Below are 17,914 nucleotides of genomic sequence, written 5' to 3'. Positions count from 1 at the left end.
ATCGTGTCCCGATCGCGCGCCGCTTCAGCGCTCGTTTCGCGGCGCCTGAATCATCTTCCAGCCGTTGCCGGCGGGATCGCGAAAGCCCGCATCGACGCTGCCGTAGCGATCGACCGGCTCCTGCGTGAACTCCACGCCGCTCGCCTTCAGCCGCTCGCAGGTCGCGCGGCAATCCGCGACGGACAGCACGAGCGCCGGCATCGCGCCCTTGGCGACCATCGCGCGCAAGGTCTGCGCGGTCGCGTCGTCGTGAATCGGCGAGCCCGGCGCGAACAGGCCGAGCTGAAACGACGGTTGCTCCGGATGCTGCACGGTGAGCCATCGATACGTGCCGTTGCGCACGTCGGTGTGAACGCGAAATCCGAGCTTGTCGACGTAAAACGCGAGCGCTTCGTCCTGATCGTCGACATAGATGCCCACCACGCTGATGCCCTGGTTCATGTGACCTCCTTCGTTGAAGATGGCCGCACTGTACCTTCGGCGCCGCGCCGCCGCTTCTCCAAAACTGCGATCGTGAGATCGGGACGCTGCGCGGCCTTCAGCACGCAGGCCGGCACGCGGTCGAGCGCGGAAGTGCCGGCGCGAGATTCGACGCGCATCGCGCCCGGACTGCGGCCCGTGATATCCCGGAAGATGCGGCCGAAGGTGCCGAGGCTCTCCCAGCCGGTGACGAAGGCGATGTCCGTGATGGCGAGATCGGTGTCGCGCAACAGCGTGACGGCCTGCTCGATGCGCCGCGTCAACAGATAGCGATGCGGCGGTATGCCGAACGCCCGCTTGAACGAACGCGCGAAATGCGCTTCGGACACGCCGCTGACTTCGGCCAGACGCCTGACGGGCCAGTCCTCGTGCGAGGACGCATCCATGCGATCCCTAGCGCGCAGCAGTCGCCGCAGCAGAGGCGGGTCTTGCAAGGCGTCGGCGCTGTCTGAGTCGCGAGATGGCATGGCGTTCGGGGCGAAAAGTGTGCGGCCAGTGTAGCCCGGCGCGCGCCATCCACGCCGCAAAAGAAAACGTCGCGCGGACGAATCCGCGCGACGCCAAAGTCGCTCATCCCTTGGAGGAGAAAGAGCTAGAGGGGATGGATAACATCGTAGCCCGCCACGCCGATGCGCGAAGCGCCGGAAAGCGGCCGATTTCCGGTCTACTTCGCCCGATCGGACGCGCGCTACAACAACGGAAGCGTGAGCCTGATGTGCTCCGCGAACGCCGCCGTCAACAGCGACGGACGCTCCCGCGCGAATTTCAGCGATATGCCGACGCCCGGCAACGCGGGCAATCCGGTATCCGCGTTCAGCACGCAAAGATCGGCGGGCACGGCCGTCTGCGTGATCACCGCGAAGGCCTGCCCGGACCGCACGAGCGCAATGAGCCCCGCAAGACTGCTGCTCGCGTACGCGATGCGATACGCCTTGCCCGCGCGCCGCAGCGCCTCGCACGCGGCGATGTGATCGAGCGTGTCCGGATCGGACAGCGCGAGCGGCAGCGGATCGTAGTGCGCGGACTCCATGCCCGGGCAGCCGATCCACACCAGTTGCTCGCGCCGGATGATTTCGCCGCCGGAGCGGTCTTCGGGCAGCGAGAGCATCGCGAGATCGAGCGCGCGCTTCGTCAGTTGCTCGGCGAGCCGGGGCGTCGGGCCGCACACGACTTCCACCTGCGCGTGCGGATGCTGACTCGAAAATTGCCGCAGCAAGGTCGGCAGAAAGACGGCGGCGTAATCGTCCGGACAGCCGAAGCGGATGCTGCCCGATAGCCCTTTGCCGCACAGATCGGCCATCGCTTCATCGTGCAGACGCAGGATGCGCTGCGCGTGCACGAGCAGACGCTCGCCGGGATTCGTCAGCACGACGCCGCGCCCGGTGCGCTGAAACAGCGGCTGATCGACGATGTCCTCCAGCCGCTTCATCTGCTGGCTCAACGCCGATTGAGTCCTGCCGATGCGCTCCGCCGCGCGGCTCAACGCCCGCGCTTCCGCGATGACGGCGAACGAGCGCAACAATTCGATTTCGAGTGACAGGCTCAAGGTATTAGCCCCTCTTCTAGCTCGCATTAGAACTATTCGATTCTATAAAACCAGAGCGTTGTCTACACTGCAAATTCCATCCACCCTCCGCCAGGAGAAGCACGGTGTCCCGGAACAACGACGCAAGCTTTTGGCAGAACGCCAGACAACATCTCATCCGCTACGGCGCCACCTTCGAGCCGATGATCATCGAGCGCGCGCAGGGCAGCTTCGTCTACGACGCCGACGGCCGCGCGATCCTCGATTTCACGTCGGGACAGATGAGCGCGGTACTCGGCCACAGTCATCCCGAGATCGTGTCGGTGATCGGCGAATATGCGGGCAAGCTGGACCACCTCTTCAGCGGGATGCTTTCGCGTCCCGTGGTCGACCTCGCGGCGCGTCTCGCCGACATCACGCCCGCCGGGCTCGATCGGGCGCTTTTGCTCAGCACCGGCGCCGAATCGAACGAAGCGGCGATCCGCATGGCGAAGCTCGTCACCGGCAAATACGAAGTCGTCGGCTTCGCGCAGTCGTGGCACGGCATGACCGGCCACGCCGCGTCGGCCACGTACAGCGCCGGGCGCAAGGGCGTCGGTCCCGCGGCGGTCGGCTCGTTCGCGATTCCCGCGCCGTTCGCGTATCGCGCGCGCTTCGAGCGCAACGGCCGATACGACTGGCTCGCGGAACTGGATTACGCGTTCGATCTCGTCGATCGCCAGTCGAGCGGCAATCTCGCGGCCTTCATCGCGGAGCCGATTCTGAGTTCGGGCGGCATCATCGAATTGCCGGAAGGCTACATGGCGGCGTTGAAGCGCAAGTGCGAGGAGCGCGGCATGTTGCTGATTCTCGACGAAGCGCAAACGGGCATCGGCCGCACGGGCACGATGTTCGCGTGCCAGCGCGACGGCGTCACGCCCGACATTCTCACGCTATCGAAGACGCTCGGCGCGGGCTTGCCGCTCGCGGCCATCGTGACTTCGGCGCAGATCGAAGAGAAAGCGCACGAACTCGGCTACCTGTTCTACACGACGCACGTGTCCGATCCGCTGCCCGCCGCAGTCGGCCTGCGCGTGCTGGAGGTCGTCGAACGCGATGGCCTCGTCGCGCGAGCGAACGAGATGGGCGCGCGGCTCAGGCGCGGCCTGCTCGATCTGATGGAGCGCTTCGACTGCATCGGCGATGTGCGCGGACGCGGCTTGCTGCTCGGCGTCGAGATCGTCAAGGATCGCCGCACGAAGGAACCCGCCGACGGCCTAGGCGCGAAGATCACGCGCGAGTGCATGAATCTGGGCCTCAGCATGAATATCGTGCAGTTGCCCGGCATGGGCGGCGTGTTCCGCATCGCGCCACCGCTGACGGTGAGCGAGCAAGAGATCGATCTCGGTCTCGATCTGCTCGGCAAGGCAATCGAACGCTCGCTATAGGCGGTCGAACGAAGCGGGATCGTCAGCGCAACTCGGCGCGCAGATCGCGCACGCCGCGTCCGAGGCGCTGGCGCAACAGCGTTCGCAAGGTAGCACCGTCCTCGTAGCCGACTTCCGCGGCGATCGCTTCGAGATCGAGGCCGCTGCCGTGCAGAAGGGACTGCGCGCGCTCGACACGCAAGTCCTGAAAGTACGCCAGCGGCGATTTGCCGAGCACTTCGCGGCATCGGCGTTGCAGCGAGCGCGTGCTCGTCGCGAGCGCGCTTGCCGCTGTCTGCAGCGAAAACCCTTCCTTCAGATGATCCCGCGACCAGCGTTCGAAACGCTGGATCAACGGATCGGCCTGCGCGAGATGATTGGGGATGATGTACGGCGCCTGCAGCGTGCGGATATCGGCGAGCAGATAACGCGACACGAGCGCGGCCAGCTCGGGGCTCGTCTTGCGAATCAGCCACAGCGCGAGATCGAGATGGCCCATCGCGGCGCCGGCCGTCACGCCGATGTCGGTCGGCACGAGCATGCGCGATTCGTCGAGCATCACATGCGGATAGCGTTGCCTGAAGAGCGGCGCGAGCGACCAGGTCGACGTCGCCGGCCGATGATCCAGCAGCCCGGCTTCCGCCAGCAGAAACGTCCCGATGCACGAGGCGGCGACCAGCACGCCCTCGTCGCGCCATCGCCGCAACTGCGCGATCGCGTCTTTCACGTCCGCCCGTTCGAGCGCGGGCAGCAGCCGGTCCGGCGTGGTCGTGCCCAATGCCGGAACGATCACCCAGTCCGGCTTCAGGTCGGGCGTGATGGGCTGCACCGGAATCGCGAAGCCCTGACCCGAGCGCACGCGCTTGCGCACGGCGACGGTCGACACGTCGAAACGCGGCGCTCCGCCCATCGCGCGCGCCGAAAGATTGTTTGCGGCCGCGAGCGTATCGAGCGTCACGGCAAGGCCGGTATCGAACAGACCATCGAGAGCGAGAACCGCGATGCGCATGGCGTGAATGACCCTAAAGTTGTCATTTACGACAATACAGCTTTTTGCTCCCGGCGACTACATTGATCTCCGTTGCGCTTCGCAATGAACCCGTTCAAGGAGATCGAGATGAAAGTCATCGCTATTGCTTCAGTCAACACGCCGCTCACGCCGGAACAACGTCAGCAGATCATGCCGCGAGAAGTGCCCGCCACGCTCGGGCTCTATCTCGAAGGCAAGATTGAACAGTTCTGGTATCGGCAGGACGCGCCGGGCGTGGTCTTTCTGATGAATGTCGAATCGCTCGACGAGGCCAGGACGGCCGTCGAGAGCCTGCCGCTCGCGGCGGGCGGCCACGCGAAATACGAGCTGATGCAGGTCGGTCCGCTTGCGCCGCTGGGCCTGCTCATCCAGGGCAGATAAACGATGCCCGAGCGTCGCCGTCCGCGCGACGCTCGTGTGCTCACTTGCCCGCCGCCGCGCTTTCGATTACGGCGATGTCGATTTTCTTCATCTTCATCATCGCGTCCATCGCGCGTCGGGCGGCTTCGCGATCGGCGCCGGAGAGGATGTCGAGCAGGCGCTTCGGCGTGATCTGCCATGAAAAACCCCAGCGGTCCTTGCACCAGCCGCACGGACCTTCCTCGCCGCCGTGGCCGACGATCGCGTTCCAGTAGCGATCCGTTTCTTCCGCGCTGCCGGTGTGGACCATGAAGCTCACCGCTTCGTTCGGCCTGAAGTTCGGCCCGCCGTTCAGGCCGAGAAAGCGCCGTCCGAGCACGGTGAATTCGACGGTCAATTCAGGTCCCTGCCCCACGCCCGGTTTGGCGGACACATGCCCCGTTCCGACGCGACTATCGGGGAACGTGGCGGCGTAGAACTCCGCCGCTTCACGCGCATTACCGTCGAACCACAGGCAATTGACGAGCTCGGCCATCGCACACTCCTGAGACAGTGAACAGTGACGCCGACGATATCACGCCCCTGCCGACGCGCTTGGGCGCATCGCGGCCGCGGCGCTCGCCCAAGCGCCACGGCCGGGCATCGCTCACAGAAGCGCTTCGCTGCGCTCCGTGTCGCCCCGTGCGCTTGCGTGCACGGGCTTGCGCGGCACGCCCTGCAACACCGCTTCGGCGACGAGCTCGGCCGTCGCCGCCGACAGCGTCCAGCCGAGATGCCCGTGCCCGGTGTTGTAGAACACGCCCGGACGTTTGCCCTGCCCGACCTTCGGCAGCATGCTGGGCAGCATCGGGCGCAGGCCGCTCCACGGAATCACGCGCGCGGTCGATACCTCGGGGAAATGTCGCCGCGTCCATTCGACCAGCGGCGCGATGCGGTCCGCGCGAATGTCGCGATTGAAGCCGTTCAGCTCCGCCGTGCCCGCCACGCGAAAACGGTCCGCGCCGAGGCGGCTCGTGACGATCTTCGCGCGGTCGTCGAGCAGGCTCACCCACGGCGCGTGATTGCGGCTGCGCGCATCATCGAGACACACGGTGATCGAATAGCCCTTCACCGGATAGACATTGAGATGGTCGCCCGCCATCGATGCGAACGCGCGGCTGCCGACGCCCGCGCAGATCACGATGCCGTCGAACTGAAGCGCCTGCGTTTCGCCCGCATGCTCGACGGTCAGCGACAAGCGCCCCGCGCGGTCATCGATCGCCTGCACCGACGTGTCGTAGCGAAACTCGACGCCATGCCGCACGCAGGCATCGGCGAGTCCGCGCGTGAACTTGTGGATGTCGCCGGTGGAATCCGACGGCGTGAAGAAGCCGCCATGGAACGCGCCGCGCAAGGTCGGCTCGATCGATGCGATCTCTTCGGGCGTTACCGCGTGACGATCGAGTCCGGCGTCGCGCAGGATTTCGTTCACCTTCGATGCCGCGTCGAACTCCTTGCGCGTGGCGTAGAAGTGAAGAATGCCGCGCCGCTCCAGATCGAACTCGATCTGCTCGTCCCGAGCGATGCGAAACAGATGCTCGCGCGCGGCGATCGCGAGGCGCACCGTCTCGACCGTATTCGCACGATAGTTCGGAATCTGACGCAGGAATTCGCCGATCCAGCTGTACTTGTGCCAGCCGGGCCGCGGGTTCATAAAAAGGGGCGCATCGCGCGTGAACATCCACTTCAGGCCCTTCAGCACGGTGGCGCGGCTGTTCCACACTTCGGCGTTGCTCGCCGACAGTTGCCCGCCGTTGGCGAAGGACGTTTCCATCGCGGCATAGCGATGACGTTCGAGAACGGTGACGCGAAAACCGCGCTGCGCGAGAGCGTAAGCGGTCGTGACGCCGGTAATCCCGGCGCCGATGATGGCGATTCGTGACATGACATGGTCCAGATTGATTGAGCATCGCCGGCCTTTTCCGCATACCGCGGCCGGCACCGATGCCCCATCTGTCCATGTACCTGAGAGTTTCGCCCGCGGGCTGCTCGACATGGGTCGATAGCCGGGGGCTCCCCTTCGGTGGGCGCGCGCAGCGCCGCTCTCCAGATGTTCCGGCGCGCACGGTCCTTTTGCCTGAGAGTTTCCGGGGCGGTTGCTCCGTCGGCGTCGTCGCGAGGACGAGCTCTTCCGTGGCGCGTTGTCGAACCCCTCGAAGATACCGGCAGGAAATGCGCGTGGCAAGTCCCTTCGACGTTGACAGACGTGCGCCCTCGCCGTCAGACTGCCGTCGTCCGTCAGACCTTACGCCCCGCAAACGATGCCGATTTCCCAGTTGTCCGTCTTCTTCTTCGCCCAGACCGCCGCGATCGTGCTCGCGAGCCAGTTCGTCGGCAGGCTCGCGCAACGCATGGGTCAGCCGCAAGTGGTCGGCGAGATGATCGCGGGCGTGCTGCTCGGTCCGTCGCTCTTCGGCCTTCTTCTGCCGCAATGGCAGCAGGCACTGTTTCCCAAGGCGACGATGGGCATGCTCTACGTCGCCGCGCAGCTCGGCGTCGGGCTCTACATGTTTCTGGTCGGCACGGAGTTTCGCGCGGAGCACTTCCGCGCACGCGCGAAAAGCGCGATGAGCGTGTCGCTCGCCGGCATCGTCGCGCCTTTCGCGCTCGCGTTCGCGCTGACGCCCTGGCTGCACACGATCCCCGGCCTCTTCGCGGAAAAAGTGCGGCTCTACGAGGCGTCGCTCTTTCTCGGCGCGGCCATCGCGATCACCGCGTTTCCGATGCTCGCGCGCATCATCCACGAACGCGGGCTGGCCGGCACGTCGCTCGGCACGCTCGCACTGACCGCCGGCGCATTCGACGACGCCGCCGCGTGGTGCATCCTCGCCATCGTGCTCGCGAGCTTCGGCGGCTCGTGGATGGGCGCGTATGCGGCGATCGGCGGCGGCGCGGCGTTCGCGCTCTTCATGATCTTCGCCGGCGGCAAGCTGCTGCGCCGGCTCGCGGTCGGATTGAGACCGGACGCGCCGCTGCCCGCGAGCGTGTTCGCCACGGTGTTGGCGCTGTTCTCGCTCTGCGCATTCGCGATGGACGCGATCGGCATTCATGCGGTGTTCGGCGGCTTTCTGCTCGGCGTCGTGCTGCCGCGCGGCCCGCTCACGGAAAAGCTGCGCGAGATGCTGCAGCCTTTCGTCGTCGTGTTTCTGCTGCCGATATTCTTCACCTACTCGGGCCTCAACACGCGGCTCGACATGCTGATGGACCCCGCCATCATGCTCGCGGCCGTCGTGATCCTGTTCGCGTCGTTCGGCGGCAAGGGCATCGCGTGCTGGGCGGCCGCGCGCGCGAACGGCGAGCCTTCCGGCGACGCAATGGCGATCGGCGCGCTGATGAACGCGCGCGGCCTGATGGAACTGATCATCATCAACATCGGCCTCGCGGCGGGCGTGATCCTGCCCGGACTGTTCTCGATCCTCGTGCTGATGGCCGTGCTCAGCACGCTGATGGCAACGCCACTCTTCAACTGGATCGTGCGCCGCAATGCGGCGCTGCGCGCGGCCATCGCGCGCTAGCGGGCGGGAACGGGTGAAAACGAGGGCTTAGAATAGCGGCATCGACACGCTCTTCGTTCCGCCCATCATGCGCTCCTGGCGACTCGACCGCCTCTCCTCACAAGGGCAACTGGATCTCAGCCGCGCAACCGGGCTCGTGTCGTCGATCGGCAGCGAAGATTCCAACGCGCTCGCCGCCGAAGTGCTGAGGCTGCTCGGCGATGTCGCCGCGATCTCGCAATGCACGATCTTCGCGTACGAGTTCGGCAACCGGCCACGCACGGTGTCGGTCGCGGATCATCGCGGCGGGCGGTTTCTGCGCGATGTCGCCGATACCTACGCGCGCCATTTCTATGCGCTCGACGGCAATCAAAAGATCGTTTCGTCGGCGCGCAACGACAAGCCCGGCTCCATGCTCGTGCTGCATCGGCAGACCAGCGAGGACATCGCCAACGAGGCGTATCGCGCGGCGTGCTATCACCAGCCGAACGTATCGGATCGCGTGTCGCTGCTCGTGCAGCCGAGCGCCGACCTCTGGCTCTCGGTGAATCTCTATCGCGACACGCGCTTCGGCAACTACCATCCGCGCGAGATCGCGATGATCGAAGCGATGGCGCCGCTCATCGCGCATGCGGCGAAGCATCACTACGCGATCTGCGGGCAGCGCGACATGCCGATCTCGCATCTGATGCTCGCGCGCGTGCGCGGGCTGTGTCCCGAACTGTCGAAGCGCGAGCTCGACGTGCTGACCGGCGTGCTCGAAGGACGCACCGCGCAGGAAATCGGCGACGCAATGGGCATCAAGGCGACGAGCGTCGTCACCTATCAAAAGCGCGCGTATCGCAGGCTCGGCATTTCGAGCCAGCGGCAACTCTTCGCGCTGTGCATCGGGCCGGGTAAGGTCTGACGAAACATCGCGCGCATCCGTGTTTTCCCCGAGCCGCCGGCACGCTCGCGCTGTACCCAAATTGAGGACAGACGGCCGCATCGCGCGCTCCATACTCCGAGCCAACAGATGTCCGACACAGCGACACGACCGGAGACGACGACATGGAAACCACACGCGCACGCGGTGCGCTCGGCGCAACCCCCGTAACTCACACGCACGAACAACCCGTCATCGCGAAGGTCTCGCGGCATCTGCTGTGGTTTCTCTTCGTGCTGTTCTTCTTTTCGTTTCTGGACCGCATCAACATCGGCTTCGCGGGACTGACGATGATGAAGGACCTCGGCCTCACGAGCACGCAATTCGGGCTCGCGACGACGCTCTTCTATGTCGCGTACATCGCGTGCGGCATTCCGAGCAATATCGTGCTCGCGCGCATCGGCGCACGCCGCTGGATCGGCACGATCATGATCGCGTGGGGCCTCGCTTCCACGGCCACGATGTTCGCGACGAGCCCCACGTCGCTCTATGTGTTGCGCGTGCTCGTCGGCGTGACCGAAGCGGGCTTTCTGCCGGGCATCCTGCTCTATCTCACGTACTGGTTTCCCGGCGCCTATCGTGCGCGCGCCAACGCGCTCTTCATGATCGCGATGCCCGTGACCGCCGCCGTCGGTTCCGCGCTCTCGGGCTTCATTCTCGCGCTCGACGGCACGCTCGGCCTGAAGGGCTGGCAATGGCTGTTTCTGCTCGAAGGCTTGCCGTCCGCGATCCTCGGTTTCGTTGTCTACCGCTATCTCGACGACAGCCCCGAAAAGGCGCGCTGGCTCGATGCCGATGAAAAGCGCGCACTCGCCGTCACGCTCGCGTCCGAGCATCGCGACGACGCAACGCCGCCGATGTCATCGACATCATCGACGCAACCCGCGCGCGGCGCGAGCATCGCCGCCGAACTGCTTTCCCCGACCGTCGTGAAGTTCGCGATCGCTTACTTCTGCCTCGTCAACACGCTCGCGATGGTCGCCGTGTGGACGCCGCTCATCGTCAAGAGCTTCAGCGCCGATGCGAGCAATCGCACGATCGGCCTGCTCGCGGCGATTCCGCAAGTCTGCACGATCGTCGCGATGATCGTCTGGGGACGCCGCTCGGACCGCAAGCAGGAGCGCAAATGGCATCTGATGCTGCCGATGCTCTTCTCCGCAGCCGGCTGGCTTTGCACCGCGTATTCGGCGAATCCCGCGCTGCGCATGCTCGGCGTCTGTCTCGCGTCGGCGGGCTCGTACACGGCGATGTCGATCTTCTGGACGACGCCCGATCACGCGTTGAGCTTCAGGGCGCGCGCCATCGGCATCGCGGTCATCAACGCGACCGGCAACATCAGTTCCGCGCTCAATCCGCTGATCGTCGGCTGGCTGAAGGACGCGACGCACAGCTTCACGTCGGGGTTGATCTATTCGGCGATGCTGCTCGCGATCGGCGCGGTCATCGTCATGATGCTGCCGATACAAAGAAGCCAGGCGCAAGCCGTTTGAGGAATCACAAGGAGCACTGCATGAACAAGACATTCAAGCCGTATCCGTTCACGGCGAAAAAGTACCCGGCGCGCATTCCGCCGTTGCAGCATGGCGTCGACGCGAAGCGTCATGACGTGACGATCGTCGGCGGCGGCCCGGTCGGTCTCGCGGTCGCGCTCGGGCTCGCGAATCATGGCGTGCGCTCCGTGCTGATCGAAGCGGACGATTCGGTGTGTCACGGCAGCCGCGCGATCTGCATCTCGCGGCGCAGCCTGGAGATCATCGAACGACTCGGCGCGCTCGACGGCTTTCTCGCGACCGGCCTGCCGTGGACCGGTGGACGCAGCTTCTATCGCGACACCGAAGTGCTGCACTTCACGATGCCGCAGGACGAAAACCAGAAGCTCCCGCCGATGGTCAATCTCGCGCAGTATCACATCGAACAGTTTCTGCTCGATGCCGCCGAGAAGCGTGCGGACCTGATCGATATTCGCTGGCAGACACGCGTCTCGTCGATCGATGCACGCGACGACGGCGCGACGCTGCAACTCACGACGCCCGAGGGCGACTATGCGCTCGAAACCGGGTGGGTCGTCGCATGCGACGGCGGCCGCAGCGCGATCCGCGAAGCGCTCGGACTGCAGTTGCAAGGCACGAGCTACGAAGGCCGTTACGTGATCGTCGATATCGAACTGGACAGCGAGCGGCCGACCGAGCGCCTCGCGTACTTCGATCCGTCTTCGAATCCGGGCTCGACCGTGCTCGTGCACAAGCAGCCCGACAACGTATGGCGCATCGACTACCAGTTGCGCGACGGCGAGGACGCCGACGCCGCCGTGAAGCCGGAAAACGTGATGCCGCGCGTGCAAAGCCTGCTCGACATGATGGGCGAGAAAGGCGCGTGGTCGCCGATCTGGATCACGATCTACAAGGCGAATGCGCTGACGCTCGAACGCTATCGGCATCGGCGCGTGATGTTCGCGGGCGATGCCGCGCATCTGGTGCCGATCTTCGGCGTGCGCGGCGCGAACTCCGGTATCGACGATGCCGACAACATCGCGTGGAAGCTCGCGTTCGTCGTCAAAGGTCTCGCATCCGATGCGCTGCTCGACAGCTATTCCGACGAGCGCGTCGCCGCCACGCACGAAAACCTGAGCTACGGCACGAAAAGCACGGAGTTCATGGCGCCGCCCTCGTTCGCATTCGATCTGATGCGTACCGCCGTGCTGAGTCTCGCAGCCGGGCACCCCGAAGTGCGCTCGCTGATCAATCCGCGGCAGACGTCGGCGATCACGTATGCGGGCTCGCCGTTGAACATCGCGGATCGCGACGCGTTCGCATCGGGCCCGGTTCCCGGCGCGGTGCTGATGGAGTTTCCGCTGACGATCGTCGAAAGCGGGCATGGACGCGAAGCGCACCTGACCGATCTCGCGGGCCCGACCTTCACGGCGCTGTGCTTCACGGCAGACGGCATCGCGCCGGTGCCGTTCACGACGCTCGCTAGCGCGCTGCGCGCCGGCGGCGTCGCGCTCAGGATCGTGCCGTTGAGCGCGCATCTGAATCCGCATACGCCGGGCGTTCACGCATGGGATCACACGGGACGCATTTTCGAGCGTTATGACGCGCAGCCCGGCACGGTGTATGTGCTCCGGCCCGACGGCCATGTGCTCGGCCGATGGCGCGACGCGCAGCCGAACGATATCGAAGCGGCGATCGCCCGTGCGCTGTCCACATCAACCGATTGAACGAGGGAGAACATCATGACCGATGCACAACTCGACACCGTCTACACGCGTCTGTGCAAAACGATGACGCAACTCGGCGAAGCGAAGGCATCGCTGTTTCTCGCGCGCTTCGCGTTGCTCGCGATCGGCGAGATGGACGATCCGGATACGTCGCTCAGGCTCATCGACGAAGCGGGCAACGGGATCGCAAGTTGAAGAAAAGGTGAAGAAAAGGCGTCGCGCCGACCAGCCTCGGCGCGACGCCTTCGTTGCGGGCCGTCACCTTCGCATGAGGCCCATGACCAGCGTGACGAGGAATATCACGAGGAAGATGAAGAACAGGATCTTCGCGATGCTCGCCGCGCCTGCCGCGATGCCGCCGAACCCGAGCGCGGCGGCGATGATCGCGATGATGAAAAAGACCAACGCGTAATACAACATGATGTTTTCTCCCTCTCACCAGGTTCGCCGCGCGCCCCATGTGCGCGGACGGTGAAGTGTAGGTAAGCAAGCAGTATTCCTTACCGGATGGAGCATAGATTTTTCCCGTGATATCCTTGGCTCGTCCTGCATACGCCATCAAACCTGCATCACGCCGCGAGCGCGGATCATCCGTTTTTTACACGCCGTCAAGAAGACTCGTCACCTGCCGTTAATCAGAAAAAAGGGACGTGAAGCCTGAATCGGCATGTCGAACGCTCGTTCGCGCGCTGCTCCGCGTTATCGAATGGTCATGCATCACGGGCACCATTCCAGCGGGAGCACTCCCTAAAAAGGGCCATGCTCGCATGGTTGACGATCTGCGGTTAAGGTCGATCGCTTCGCCATCTTGAGCATCAAGACATACGCGCGGGCATCCCACCACCGAAGCACCACAGAGACGCGTTCGGACGCCATTCGTCCGACGATAGATTGAAGGGCGCCGCCCTTGCGGCCCCATTGGGAAAGAATTGATGAAACCGGCAAGGAATTCGCTGCGGTCACGCGTTGGCCGATATATCGCGTATGGAGTGATCACGGCCGCGCTTGTGGCGGGCGCGAGCTTCCTGCACTGGCGCCATGAGTTGCGCGTCGCGCAATCGCAATCCGCCGCGCTGACGGGCGTCGCGAGCCAGATGCGCCATGACGCATCGCCGTGGACGCATCGGGAAAGAGACGCATCGGAAATGCTGACCGATATCCGCGGCAAGAATGTCGGGACGATCGGCGTGAGTCCGGATGCGATTCTCGTCTCGACCCTCAAAGGCGAGAAGTATTACGTCGCCGACCACAATGGCGCGTTCTCCAATGCGCTCTTGCTCGGCGACATGAAGCCGGGCGAAAGCTCGCCCTATCAACTGGTCTGGCTGCCCGACGCCGATGTGCGCACGGGCGTCGCGCGCTGGAGCGAGACGTTCGACCGCTCGCGCGACATCCTGAGCCTGTTGCTGCCGCTCTTGATGATCGGTGGCCTTCTCTGGTTCATGCGCCGCGAGATGCGCGGCGGCGCGAAATTGCTCGGCGAAGCGCCGACGCTGCGTTTCGATGACGTCATCGGCGCGGGAGAAGCCAAGGCCGCCCTCACCGATGTGCGCGCGTGGCTCACCGAGCCTGCACAATTTACCGGCATGGGCGTGCGCGCGCCGTGCGGCATTCTGATGACGGGCGGCCCGGGCGTCGGCAAGACGCGGCTCGCGCAGGCGCTCGCGGGCGAATGCGGCGCGAACTTCATCGCCATCACCGGCAGCTATTTCAGCGCGAAGTATTACGGCGTCGGCATTCAGAAAGTGAAGCATCTGTTCGAACTCGCGCGCAAGAATGCGCCGACCGTGATCTTCATCGATGAAGCCGACGGCCTCGGCAAGCGCACCGACACCGGCGGCGGCCCGGTCGAAGCGGAAAGCAATCGCATCATCAATCAACTGCTCGCGGAAATGGACGGCTTCGCATCGAACGAAGGCGTGATCATCGTCGCGGCGACGAACCATCCGGACAATCTCGACGAAGCGCTGCGTCGCCCCGGCCGTTTCGACCGCACGGTGCAAGTGCGTCTTCCGGGCGTCGATGACCGCGCGGATATCCTGCGCTTCTACGCGGCGAGCCTGAAGACGAAACACGACGACATCGACTTCGACCAGCTCGCGCGTCTCACGACGGGCCTGTCGCCCGCCACATTGTCGATGATCGTGAATCAGGCGGGACTCGTCGCGCGCAAGGCGGGCCAGCGCGAAGTGTCCGCGACGCATTTCCTCGAAGCGATCAAGATCGCGCGCATCGGCGATGTCAACGGCGCGGAGCGCGCATTGTCCGACGACGAGCGCACGCGCATCGCGGTGCATGAAGCGGGTCACGGACTCGTTGCGGCGCTGCTCGGCACGGGCGTGCTCGAAGAAGTGACGATCCTGCCGCGCGGCGGCGCGCTGGGCGTCGCGCTCATCACGAAGATGCAGGACAAGCATCTGTATCGCGAGACCGAACTGCGCAACGAGATTCAGGTGCTTCTCGGCGGGCGCAACGCGGAACTGCTCATGTTCGACGAAGCGTCGAGCGGCGCGGCGTCGGATCTTCAGGAAGCATCGCGCATCAGCCTCGACATGGTGTCGAAGTTCGGCTTCAACGAAGAAGGCAATCTGTTCAGCCTCGCGGCGCTGCCGCAGCAGTACGCGGGCTTGCAACTGAAGAATTCGATCGGCCATGCGAACGCATTGCTGCACGATCTAAGCGATGAATGCTTCGCGCTCCTGCAGGCGAACGAGCCGGTGCTGCGCGCGATCGCCGATCAGTTGCTCGAATCGGAGACGGTGCCGGGCGAGACGGTTTATCGTCTGATCCGCGAACATGCGGCGGCGGTCGCGGAAGCGCAGGCGACGGTCGACGAAGTGCTCGCCGCCTGAGCGCGGGCGGCGCAAGCGCCCGGTCGGCCGATGCGCGTTTTCTGCTACGTGTTTCGACTCCAGCACGGCACACCGGAGCACCGCCATGGCCGACGCTTATCGCAGCAAAGGATTGTCCAGCGCGCTTTCGTATCAGGATCCGAAGGTCGCGTTCCGCTGGCTCGAAGCCGCGTTCGGTTTCGAGCCGATGTTCGTGCTGCTCGATGCCGACGAGCATCTCGCCCATGCCGAAATGTCGTATGGCGACTCCGTCGTCATGATCGGCACCGAGTGGAGCGAGGACCACAAGAGCCCGCGCTCGGTCGGCGGCAAGAATACGCAGTCGGTGCATGTGCAGCTCCCCGAGGGCGAGGACATCGATGCGCATTGCGCGCATGCACGCGCGGCAGGTGCGGCGATCATCGCGGAGCCGCAAACGCAGTTCTACGGCGACCGGACCTATCGCGCGAAAGATCCCGAGGGACATATCTGGACCTTCGGCGTCACCGTGCAGCGCATGACGGCCGAGCAATGGGACGCGGCGAGCGGCCTGACGACGCGCAAACGTCTCGATTGAGCGGCGAGACGCGTTACTTCGCGCGCTGATCGGCGCCGAGATACTGGCTTTCGAGGCGGCTTATCGTGCCGTCCTGCCTGAGCCGCGTGAGGGCTGCATCGAGCGCCTGCAGCGTCTTGCCATCGCCCTTGCGCACGCCGATCACGCTGCTCGCGCCGAGAATCGCGGGATCGTCGATACGCGGCCCCGCGAGCTCGAAGCGCGCGCCTTGCGGTTTCGCGAGAAAGCCGAGCCGCGCCGCCGAACCGACCACGACGGTCGCATCGAGCCTGCCGTTGACGAGGTCCGCATAGATGCTGTCCTGGTCCGGATACTCCCGCACGATCACGCCGCGCGTCTCCCAACTGGCCTTCGCGAACGCCGCCTGCGTCGAGCCTTGCAGCACGCCGACACGCTTGCCCGCGAGCTTCGCCGCATCGGGCACGAGACCGCTGCCGCGCGCGGCGACAAGACGAATGTCCGCCGCATACACGGGCTGCGTGAAGTCCATCACGGCACGCCGCGCGGCCGTGGGCGCCATCGACGCGTTGATCGCATCGAACTTGCGCGCCTGCAATCCGGCGATGAGTCCGTCGAAACTGCTTTCCACCCAGACGCACTTCACGTTCGCCGCCGCGCACATCGCATTGCCGATGTCGATGTCGAGTCCCGCCAGACGACCGTCGGGCAGCTTGTATTCATACGGCGGATAGCTCGGGTCAGTGCCGAAGCGCAAGGTGCCGGCGGCGCACGCGCCCGTCATCGCGGTCATGGCGACGGCCATGAGAAGCGCCGACGCGAAGCGCGCGCGCACTCGATGATGCTTCATCGAAAACTCCTTCAGACAAGGGATAAAAGGGACTCAGGCGGCGCAGCGGTCCAGCGCGAGCGCCACGAAGAAGCGCACGCCGAGCGGCAGCACGTCGTCGTTGAAATCGAACTCGGGATGATGGCAATACACGCCGCCCTGTCCCAGCAGCGCATATGCGCCGGGCTTGCGCAACAGGAACTCCGAGAAATCTTCGGAGCCGTTGAGCGGGGCGAAATCGCGCAATACGTTCTGCGCGCCGAAGAGTCCGTCGGCCACGCGCGCCGCGGCTTGCGCCTGCTCGCGATGATTGATCGTCGCGGGCGAGCTGTTGCGGAACGCGACCGAGACCGCGCATTCGCTGGTGATGGCGATGCCCTCGCAGATCGCGCGGATGCGCGACTTCATCAGCGCACGCACGCCTTCGTCGAACGCGCGCAGCGTGCCGGTCAACGCCGCGTGCGACGGAATCACGTTCGGCGCGCTGCCCGCGTGCACGCTGCCGATGCTCAGCACGGCCGTCGCGTTCGGACAGACGGCGCGGCTCACGACCGTCTGCAATGCGCAGATGAGCTGCGCGGCGGCCATCACGGGATCTTTGGTTTTCTCGGGCGCGGACCCGTGTCCGCCGACGCCTGCTATGTCGATCACGATCTCGTCGCATGAAGCGAGCATCGCTCCGTCGAGCACGCCGAACGTGCCCGGCGCAAAATGCGGCGCATTGTGCAGCGCGTAGATCTCGTCGTAGGCGAAGCGCGTTTCGATGCCGTCCGCGAGCATCGCGTTCGCGCCGCCGCCAGTTTCCTCGGCGGGCTGAAAGACGAGCACGACCGTGCCCGCGAAATCGCGATGTCCGCTGAAATGACGCGCTGCGCCGAGCAGCATCGCCGTGTGGCCGTCATGGCCGCATCCGTGGAATACGCCCGCGCGTTGCGAGCGATGCAGCGGCACGCCTTCTTCCTGCATCGGCAATGCGTCCATGTCGGCGCGCAATGCGATCGTGCGCCCTTTGCCGCGCAGCCCATGCACGACGCCGACGACACCCGTCCCGCCGATTCCCGTATGCGTTTCGATGTCCCATGCGCGCAACTTCGCCGCGACGAGCTCGCTCGTGCGATGCTCGTCGAACGCGACTTCGGGATTGGCGTGAATGTCGCGCCGCAAAGCGACCAGTTCGTCGATATCGATGTCGACGGTATTCGTTCTCACGCTTTCGCCTCCTTGTATACTTCGGCCTCTCATC

General features: G+C 65.0%; 18 protein-coding genes and 2 riboswitches. Of the genes, 9 read left to right on the top strand and 9 right to left on the bottom strand.

The genetic code is table 11. The annotated features are described in order from the left end of the window. Positions 1–24 precede the first annotated feature (24 nt). The 3 genes from U4Y90_RS23530 to U4Y90_RS23520 all read right to left on the bottom strand — a co-directional run bounded on the left by U4Y90_RS23530 (position 25) and on the right by U4Y90_RS23520 (position 2,053). Positions 25–441 (bottom strand): VOC family protein, encoded by a 417-nt coding sequence (locus tag U4Y90_RS23530; protein ID WP_321798140.1) that lies wholly within the window; start codon positions 439–441, stop codon positions 25–27. Then, the gene (locus U4Y90_RS23525; protein WP_321798138.1) at positions 438–947 is read right to left on the bottom strand and encodes a helix-turn-helix transcriptional regulator; all 510 of its coding nucleotides are present in this window, start codon (positions 945–947) and stop codon (positions 438–440) included. Before U4Y90_RS23525 ends, U4Y90_RS23530 begins: the two co-directional genes overlap by 4 nt. A gap of 221 nt (positions 948–1,168) precedes the next feature. Further along, the gene (locus U4Y90_RS23520; protein ID WP_321798136.1) at positions 1,169–2,053 is read right to left on the bottom strand and encodes a LysR family transcriptional regulator; all 885 of its coding nucleotides are present in this window, start codon (positions 2,051–2,053) and stop codon (positions 1,169–1,171) included. Positions 2,054–2,130: 77 nt separating this feature from the next. Here U4Y90_RS23520 and U4Y90_RS23515 point away from each other — a divergent pair, with 77 nt between their 5' ends. Next, positions 2,131–3,432 carry an aspartate aminotransferase family protein gene (locus U4Y90_RS23515; RefSeq protein ID WP_321798134.1) on the top strand — a complete coding sequence of 434 codons (1,302 nt, stop codon included), beginning with the start codon at positions 2,131–2,133 and terminating at the stop codon, positions 3,430–3,432. 22 nt (positions 3,433–3,454) lie between these two features. Here U4Y90_RS23515 and U4Y90_RS23510 read toward each other — a convergent pair whose 3' ends face one another. Continuing rightward, positions 3,455–4,420, bottom strand: coding sequence for a GlxA family transcriptional regulator (locus U4Y90_RS23510; RefSeq protein WP_321798132.1), 966 nt, complete (start codon positions 4,418–4,420; stop codon positions 3,455–3,457). Between the two features lie 108 nt (positions 4,421–4,528). On the opposite strand from U4Y90_RS23510, the gene U4Y90_RS23505 reads away from it, so the two are divergent. After that, positions 4,529–4,822 carry a hypothetical protein gene (locus U4Y90_RS23505; RefSeq protein WP_321798131.1) on the top strand — a complete coding sequence of 98 codons (294 nt, stop codon included), beginning with the start codon at positions 4,529–4,531 and terminating at the stop codon, positions 4,820–4,822. Between the two features lie 40 nt (positions 4,823–4,862). On the opposite strand, the gene U4Y90_RS23500 is transcribed toward U4Y90_RS23505, so the two are convergent. Both U4Y90_RS23500 and U4Y90_RS23495 read right to left on the bottom strand, forming a co-directional pair. Then, positions 4,863–5,336, bottom strand: a complete 474-nt coding sequence (locus U4Y90_RS23500) for a VOC family protein (RefSeq protein ID WP_321798130.1) — start codon at positions 5,334–5,336, stop codon at positions 4,863–4,865. Positions 5,337–5,447: 111 nt separating this feature from the next. Then, a complete protein-coding gene (locus U4Y90_RS23495; protein WP_321798129.1) occupies positions 5,448–6,725 on the bottom strand; it encodes a D-amino acid dehydrogenase in 1,278 nt (425 codons plus the stop codon). Positions 6,726–6,790: 65 nt separating this feature from the next. Continuing rightward, positions 6,791–6,893, bottom strand: a riboswitch (glycine riboswitch). Positions 6,894–6,896: 3 nt separating this feature from the next. Beyond that, positions 6,897–6,984: riboswitch (glycine riboswitch) on the bottom strand. A gap of 117 nt (positions 6,985–7,101) precedes the next feature. On the opposite strand from U4Y90_RS23495, the gene U4Y90_RS23490 reads away from it, so the two are divergent. The 5 genes from U4Y90_RS23490 to U4Y90_RS23470 all read left to right on the top strand — a co-directional run bounded on the left by U4Y90_RS23490 (position 7,102) and on the right by U4Y90_RS23470 (position 12,671). Beyond that, positions 7,102–8,355 (top strand): cation:proton antiporter, encoded by a 1,254-nt coding sequence (locus U4Y90_RS23490; protein ID WP_321798127.1) that lies wholly within the window; start codon positions 7,102–7,104, stop codon positions 8,353–8,355. Between the two features lie 67 nt (positions 8,356–8,422). After that, entirely contained in the window at positions 8,423–9,241 is an 819-nt protein-coding gene (locus U4Y90_RS23485) for a helix-turn-helix transcriptional regulator (RefSeq protein WP_321798125.1), read from the top strand. A gap of 143 nt (positions 9,242–9,384) precedes the next feature. Continuing rightward, a complete protein-coding gene (locus U4Y90_RS23480; RefSeq protein WP_321798123.1) occupies positions 9,385–10,749 on the top strand; it encodes an MFS transporter in 1,365 nt (454 codons plus the stop codon). Positions 10,750–10,769: 20 nt separating this feature from the next. After that, on the top strand, positions 10,770–12,476 hold the full coding sequence (locus tag U4Y90_RS23475; protein WP_321798121.1) for an FAD-dependent oxidoreductase: 1,707 nt from the start codon (positions 10,770–10,772) through the stop codon (positions 12,474–12,476). Positions 12,477–12,491: 15 nt separating this feature from the next. Further along, positions 12,492–12,671, top strand: coding sequence for a hypothetical protein (locus U4Y90_RS23470; protein WP_321798120.1), 180 nt, complete (start codon positions 12,492–12,494; stop codon positions 12,669–12,671). 63 nt (positions 12,672–12,734) lie between these two features. On the opposite strand, the gene U4Y90_RS23465 is transcribed toward U4Y90_RS23470, so the two are convergent. Continuing rightward, positions 12,735–12,896 (bottom strand): DUF1328 family protein, encoded by a 162-nt coding sequence (locus tag U4Y90_RS23465; protein WP_035508907.1) that lies wholly within the window; start codon positions 12,894–12,896, stop codon positions 12,735–12,737. A gap of 512 nt (positions 12,897–13,408) precedes the next feature. Here U4Y90_RS23465 and U4Y90_RS23460 point away from each other — a divergent pair. Beyond that, the gene (locus tag U4Y90_RS23460) at positions 13,409–15,328 is read left to right on the top strand and encodes an AAA family ATPase (RefSeq protein ID WP_321798118.1); all 1,920 of its coding nucleotides are present in this window, start codon (positions 13,409–13,411) and stop codon (positions 15,326–15,328) included. Between the two features lie 85 nt (positions 15,329–15,413). Further along, complete coding sequence (locus tag U4Y90_RS23455; RefSeq protein ID WP_321798116.1) at positions 15,414–15,884, top strand: VOC family protein; 471 nt, start codon at positions 15,414–15,416, stop codon at positions 15,882–15,884. 13 nt (positions 15,885–15,897) lie between these two features. On the opposite strand, the gene U4Y90_RS23450 is transcribed toward U4Y90_RS23455, so the two are convergent. Both U4Y90_RS23450 and U4Y90_RS23445 read right to left on the bottom strand, forming a co-directional pair. Beyond that, complete coding sequence (locus tag U4Y90_RS23450) at positions 15,898–16,692, bottom strand: ABC transporter substrate-binding protein (protein ID WP_321798114.1); 795 nt, start codon at positions 16,690–16,692, stop codon at positions 15,898–15,900. Positions 16,693–16,725: 33 nt separating this feature from the next. Then, the gene (locus tag U4Y90_RS23445) at positions 16,726–17,880 is read right to left on the bottom strand and encodes an amidohydrolase (RefSeq protein WP_321798112.1); all 1,155 of its coding nucleotides are present in this window, start codon (positions 17,878–17,880) and stop codon (positions 16,726–16,728) included. Positions 17,881–17,914 lie beyond the last annotated feature (34 nt).

The sequence above is a fragment of the Caballeronia sp. J97 genome (assembly GCF_905220305.1).
GTDB lineage: Bacteria > Pseudomonadota > Gammaproteobacteria > Burkholderiales > Burkholderiaceae > Caballeronia.
The sequence above is the reverse complement of the archived record's forward strand: the minus strand, read 5'-3'. Positions and strand labels throughout refer to the sequence as shown.